Raw genomic sequence first — 6061 nt, 5'->3', positions numbered from 1 at the left:
CTTCAGTCCACACACCTGACGATGATCAACGGTGGCCGCACCCGTGTCCCCACCGGCCCCTACCAACAAGATCACATCTCCGGCTGGAGTACTAGCGCCGGGTCAGCGTTCCAGAAACACCCTCCCCCCGACCTCCACCCACCCCTCCGGCTGCGGCGCCGTGAGGATCTGTGAGCCCGCTCCCTGGCGGATGTTGAGCGCGCGGCCGAGTCGGGCCGTGAGCAGGAGCGCCGCCGCGCCCGTCGCCTCGTCCTCCTCGATGCCCCCGGTGCAAGCACCGGCTCCACTGGAGCGGCTGACGCCGCGCTCATCGATGCGACCGGGGAAGGCCCGGGCGCTGATCCGGCCCGCCGACTCGTCCTCCCACGCCCAGGCGTACACCCTCCCCCGGACTTCGTCCGGGGGGACCCCCATCTCGCTTCGCTCGCCCGGCGACGGCACTACGAGAGCGTCCACCTCGGCGGCCGTCGCGTACTGCCGCAGCGTGCGCGGCGGCGCCCACTCCGGGCGGGCCTCGATCCAGCTGAACTCGCCGTCCTGTCGCGCCCCCACCACACCGGCCGGAGTGACGAGTTCCGGCAGATCGAGCAGCCAGGCCGTGCCCACGCAGGGGTGCCCGGCGAACGGCAGCCGAAGCGTGGGCGTGTATATGTCGATGACCCCCCGCTCGGGGTCGTCGACGAACACGGTCTCGCTGAAGCCGAGTTTGGCGGCGAACGCCTGCCGCTCGTCCCGCCCGGGCAGCAGCGAACCGTCCCGGACGACGCCGAGTTCGTTGCCGTAGCCGCCGCTGGGCCCGCAGAAGACGCGCAGCACGTCGTAGTCAGTCACCGGCGCATTCAAACATCACCCGGGGACGAAGGGCGGAGCCCCGAAGACCCCAGTGAGACCTGAATCACGGTCCGGGTGGGTATGGGGCAGGTAATGCTCAGTTAAATTAGGTAAGCCTCACCGAACCGTCCTCCCTGGAGCCTGCATGCGAGCCGTTCGACTCTCCGTCGTCACCGCCGCCGCCACCGCGGCGGCTCTGACCGCTGTCACCGGATGCACGGAGAAGAGCACCGCTGAGGGATCCGACCGCGCGATCCGGGTGACCGCCACCGACTCGAAGTGCGAGGTGTCCAAGAAGGAGTTCCCGGCCGGGCACGTCGAGGTGGCGGTCGAGAACAAGGGCGCCAAGGTGACCGAGGTGTACCTGCTCTTCCCGGACGACCGGATCGTCGCCGAGCGCGAGAACATCGGCCCCGGCACCAAGCAGACGGTCACCGCCGAGGTGAAGGCCGGCGACTACCAGATCGCCTGCAAGCCGGGCATGAAGGGCAAGGGCATACGCCAGAACGTCACGGCCACCGGCAGCGGCAGCGCCGCCAAGCGTGACCCGCGCCTGGACGAGGCCGTGGCCGCCTACCGCGAGTACGCGCAAACGCAGGCCGACGAGACGCTGCCCAAGGTCAAGGTGTTCACCGACGCCGTCAAGGCCGGTGACCTCGAGGCAGCGAAGAAGGCGTACGCGGTCTCCCGCCTCGGCTGGGAGCGCACCGAGCCGGTCGCCGAGTCCTTCGGTGACATCGACCCGAGGGTCGACGTCCGCGAGGACGGCCTGGAGGCCGGCCAGAAGTGGACCGGCTGGCACCGCCTGGAGAAGGCGCTCTGGCAGGACAAGAAGATCGACGCCGAGGCGAAGGCCCTCGCCGACCAGCTGGTGACCGACCTGAAGGGCTGGCAGGAGCGCGTCGGCAAGGCCGAGATCACCCCGACCTCCATGGCCAACGGCGCCAAGGAACTCCTCGACGAGGTCGCCACCGGCAAGGTCACCGGTGAGGAGGAGCGCTACTCCCACACGGACCTGGTCGACTTCAAGGGCAACGTGGAGGGCGCGCAGAAGGCGTACGAGCTGCTGAAGCCGGTCGCGTCGAAGAACGACCCGGCGCTGACCAAGGAGCTGGACAAGCAGTTCACGGCGCTGAACGCCCAGCTGGACAAGTACCGCTCGGACAAGGCCTCCTACGAGTTCGTCTCCTACGACAAGGTCACCGAGGACCAGCAGAAGGAGCTCTCGGACGCGGTGAACGCCCTCGCCGAACCGATCTCCAAGCTCGCCGCCGCAGTCGTGAAGTAAGTAAGGGGGTAGGGCGATGACCGACATCCAGGGGAGCAGTCCGTCGCGCCGGGCGCTGATCGGCTGGACAGGCGCCGGGCTCGCGCTCGGTGCCGCCGTGGCCGGTGGCGCGGTGACGGCGGCCAACGCGGGCAACGACGTGGATCCGGCCGCGGCGGAGGCCGGTGGCGCGGTGGAGTTCCACGGCGCCCACCAGGCGGGCGTCGCCACGCCCGTGCAGGACCGGCTGCACTTCGCCGCGTTCGACGTGAAGACCGACGACCGCGCCGAGTTCGTGCAGATGCTGAAGGACTGGACGGCCGCCGCACGCCGGATGACGGCCGGGCAGGCCATCGGTGAGGGCGCGTACGGCGGGCTCGCCGAGGCGCCGCCGGACGACACCGGGGAGGCCCTGGGCCTCAAGCCCTCGCGGCTGACCCTGACGATCGGTTTCGGGCCGTCGCTCTTCGACAAGTTCGGGCTGGGGGACAAGCGCCCCGAGGCGCTGGTCGACCTGCCGAAGTTCCCCGGCGACAACCTGGACCGGTCCCGCACGGGCGGCGATCTGTGCATCCAGGCCTGCGCGGACGACCCGCAGGTCGCCGTGCACGCGATCCGCAACCTGGCCCGCATCGGCTTCGGCAAGGTCGCCATCCGCTGGTCCCAGCTCGGCTTCGGCAAGACCTCCTCGACGACCCCCGACGCGCAGACCCCGCGCAACCTCTTCGGGTTCAAGGACGGCACCCGCAACATCGCGGGGACGGAAGAGGACCGGCTGAAGAAGTTCGTGTGGGTCGGCGACGGGGACGGGCCGGCGTGGATGACCGGCGGCTCCTACCTGGTCGCCCGGCGGATCCGCATGAACGTCGAGACCTGGGACCGGACCTCGCTGCAGGAGCAGGAGAACGTCTTCGGCCGGGACAAGCGCGAGGGCGCGCCGGTCGGCAAGGCGAAGGAGCACGACGAGCCGTTCCTCAAGGCGATGAAGCCCGACGCACACGTGCGGCTCGCGCACCCCGACTCCAACGACGGCATCACCGTCCTGCGCCGGGGCTACTCCTTCACCGACGGCACCGACGGCCTCGGCCGCCTGGACGCGGGCCTGTTCTTCCTGGCCTACCAGCGCGACGTGCGCAAGGGGTTCATACCGCTCCAGCGCAGGCTGGCGGGGCACGACGCGCTCAACGAGTACATCCAGCACGTGGGTTCGGCCATCTTCGCCATCCCGCCCGGCGTCCGGGACTCCGGCGACTGGTGGGGCCGCACCCTGCTGTCCGAGGAGGCGTAGCCCGTGTTCTCCAACTATCTGATCGGCCTGCGCGAGGGGCTGGAGGCCAGCCTCGTCGTCTGCATCCTGATCGCCTACCTGGTCAAGACCGGCCGCCGTGACGCCCTGAGGCCGATCTGGACCGGCATCGGCATCGCGGTCGCCATCGCGCTCGGCTTCGGTTGCGTCCTCGAGTTCGGCTCCCAGGAGCTGACGTTCCAGGCGCAGGAGGCGCTCGGCGGCTCCCTGTCGATCCTCGCCGTCGGCCTGGTGACGTGGATGGTCTTCTGGATGCGGCGCACCGCCCGGCATCTGAGGTCCGAGCTGCACGGCAAGCTGGACGCGGCCCTGGCGATGGGCACGGGCGCGCTGGTCGCCACCGCGTTCCTCGCCGTGGGCCGCGAGGGGCTGGAGACCGCCCTGTTCGTGTGGGCGTCGGTGCACGCGGCGAGCGACGGCACCCCGCGCCCGCTCGTCGGCGTCGCCCTGGGCCTCGCCACGGCCGTCCTGCTGGGCTGGCTCTTCTACCGCGGCGCTCTGAAGATCAACCTGGCGAAGTTCTTCACCTGGACCGGCGGCATGCTGGTCGTCGTCGCCGCGGGCGTGCTCGCCTACGGCTTCCACGACCTGCAGGAGGCCGGCTGGGTCCCGGGCCTGAGGAGCCTCGCCTTCGACATCAGCGACACCATTCCGCCGGACAGCTGGTACGGCACGCTGCTGAAGGGCGTGTTCAACTTCCAGCCCGATCCGACGGTCCTTCAGGTCACGGTGTGGCTGCTCTACTTGATCCCGACGCTCGCGCTTTTCCTGTCCCCGGTAGGGTTCGCCTCCGGAAAGGGGAAGGTGAAGGTCACTGATGAGCAGGGATCGCGGGGATCGCAGCCCTCGAACGCTTCGTAGTCCTAACCGGTTCGCCCTGGCAACGGCGGCGGTGACCGTTCTGTCCGTGACGGCGAGCGGCTGTGTCGTGGTGCACGGCGAGCGGGAGGTCGTACCGACGGCGGCACGCGCCGAGGCGGCCCGCGCGCTGAAGGACTTCCTCACCGCCTACAACAAGGCGGACAAGGCGTACGACCGGTCTCTGGACGCCGGCCGGGTCACCGGTGCGCTCGGCGCCATCGACGGCGGCAAACTGGAGGCCGGTCACAGGACCAACCCGGGCGGCAACCCCGGCCATGTGCCGCTGAAGCTGACCGACGCCAAGTTCACGATCCCGAGGAAGGCCGGCTGGCCGCGCTGGTTCGTCGCCGACACCCGCGCCAACAAGGGCAGCGCGGACGCCCATTGGCTGCTCGTCTTCACCCGCTCCGACGCGAGCAAGGTGTGGGCGGTGTCGTATCTGACGATCCTCGCGCCCGGCGACGTACCGGCGTTCAAGACGGACAAGGACGGCTGGGCCGAACCCGTCACCGCGGACGACCCGGCGCTCGCCGTCCAGCCCCGGAAGCTCAGCACCGCGTACGCGACCTATCTGCGAAGCGGCGGGGACATGTTCGCGCCCGGCCCGCACACCTCGCAGTGGCGGGCCACCCGGCTGGAGAACGCGAGCAAGCCCGGGCTGGCCCGGCAGTACATCGACGAGTCGCTGACGAACGGCGACTACGCCCCGGTGGGGCTGCGCACCACGGACGGTGACGCGCTGGTGTTCTTCGCCACACACCACTACGAGAGGCAGACGGCCGCGCAGGGCGTGAACCTCAACATCACCGACCCGAACATCAAGGCCCTGCTGACCGGGGAGGTCAAGCAGTCCCTGACCCTGGAGTACGTGTCGAACCAGGCGGTGCTGGACCCGAGGAAGGGCCCGGTGAAGTTCGTGAGCCGGGTGGAGGGGCTCACGGGGGCCGAGGGGGAGTAAGCCGAGGGGGAGTACGGGGAGTGACGCAGTGACGGGGGTCGCCGCCGGGGCTCAGCCCCGGTGCGGCCAGCCCGCCAACTCGCTCTCCTCGCCCGCGTACCGCGCGCACGCGTCGGTGAGCACCTCGAGCAGGCTCAGCGGATCGGGCAGCGCGTGCTCGGGCCCCCGCACCCACTCCACGGTCAGCTCGCCCGGCAACTGCGCCGGAGGCACCAGCACATACGACCCCCGGCAGTGCCACCGCAGTCCCGGGTGCTCGTCCATCGTCTCGGGGTGGCAGTCCAGTTCGCACGGCCACCACTCGTCCTCGTCCTCGGGCGTGCCGCGGGTCAGCGTGAAGAACAGCGTGCGGCCGTCCCCGGTCGCGGCGACCGGACCCACCTCGACGCCGGAGGCGAGCAGCCGGCCCAGGGCCTCCTCGCCGGCCTCGCGCGGGACGTCGAGCACGTCGTGCACCATACCGGTGGCGGTGATGAAGTTGGCCTGCGGCTGGTGCCGGGCCCATCGCTCGATCTGTGCGCGGTCCGTGGTGGACTGCGTCTGCCAGGCGAAGGAGACCGGGTGCCGGGCGGGCGTGGGACAGCCGACGCGGTCGCAGGAACAGCGGTAGCCGGCGGGGTGGGCGGCGGGCGCGAGCGGCAGCCCCGCGGCGGCGGCAGCCAGCAGCATCGCCTCACGGCCGCCGTCGCCGGCGTCCTCCTTGAGACGGGCGGGACGTCGTCCGCGCAGCCACTGGGAGATCCTGCCCTGCACGCTCGTGCGGCGGCCGAAGTCCGCGCTCATCTATCCCCTCGCCTCGCTGCTGTGTCTTGACAGCATGCCCTATGGTCCCACCATC

6 protein-coding genes are annotated in these 6061 nt (G+C 70.6%); 4 read left to right on the top strand and 2 right to left on the bottom strand.

Annotation, left to right across the window (positions count from 1 at the left end; genetic code table 11):
• Positions 1-102: 102 nt before the first annotated feature.
• Complete coding sequence (locus tag AB0N14_RS32115) at positions 103-831, bottom strand: PhzF family phenazine biosynthesis protein (RefSeq protein WP_366029210.1); 729 nt, start codon at positions 829-831, stop codon at positions 103-105.
• A 145-nt stretch (positions 832-976) separates the two neighbouring features.
• On the opposite strand from AB0N14_RS32115, the gene efeO reads away from it, so the two are divergent.
• Genes efeO through AB0N14_RS32095 form a run of 4 tightly spaced genes read left to right on the top strand, consistent with a single transcriptional unit; the run spans position 977 to position 5223 of the window.
• Positions 977-2119, top strand: a complete 1143-nt coding sequence (gene efeO, locus AB0N14_RS32110; RefSeq protein ID WP_366029209.1) for an iron uptake system protein EfeO — start codon at positions 977-979, stop codon at positions 2117-2119.
• 16 nt (positions 2120-2135) lie between these two features.
• Positions 2136-3386 carry an iron uptake transporter deferrochelatase/peroxidase subunit gene (efeB, locus tag AB0N14_RS32105; protein WP_366029208.1) on the top strand — a complete coding sequence of 417 codons (1251 nt, stop codon included), beginning with the start codon at positions 2136-2138 and terminating at the stop codon, positions 3384-3386.
• A 3-nt stretch (positions 3387-3389) separates the two neighbouring features.
• Positions 3390-4265, top strand: a complete 876-nt coding sequence (gene efeU, locus AB0N14_RS32100) for an iron uptake transporter permease EfeU (protein ID WP_366029207.1) — start codon at positions 3390-3392, stop codon at positions 4263-4265.
• Positions 4222-5223, top strand: a complete 1002-nt coding sequence (locus AB0N14_RS32095) for a hypothetical protein (RefSeq protein ID WP_366029206.1) — start codon at positions 4222-4224, stop codon at positions 5221-5223. The genes efeU and AB0N14_RS32095 overlap by 44 nt, the downstream gene beginning before the upstream one ends.
• A 51-nt stretch (positions 5224-5274) precedes the next feature.
• Here AB0N14_RS32095 and AB0N14_RS32090 read toward each other — a convergent pair whose 3' ends face one another.
• Positions 5275-6006: a bifunctional DNA primase/polymerase gene (locus AB0N14_RS32090; RefSeq protein ID WP_366029205.1), complete on the bottom strand. Its 732-nt coding sequence runs from the start codon at positions 6004-6006 to the stop codon at positions 5275-5277.
• Positions 6007-6061 lie beyond the last annotated feature (55 nt).

It is taken from the genome of Streptomyces sp. NPDC051104, from assembly GCF_040682835.1.
Classification (GTDB): domain Bacteria; phylum Actinomycetota; class Actinomycetes; order Streptomycetales; family Streptomycetaceae; genus Streptomyces; species Streptomyces cynarae.
The sequence above is the reverse complement of the archived record's forward strand: the minus strand, read 5'-3'. Positions and strand labels throughout refer to the sequence as shown.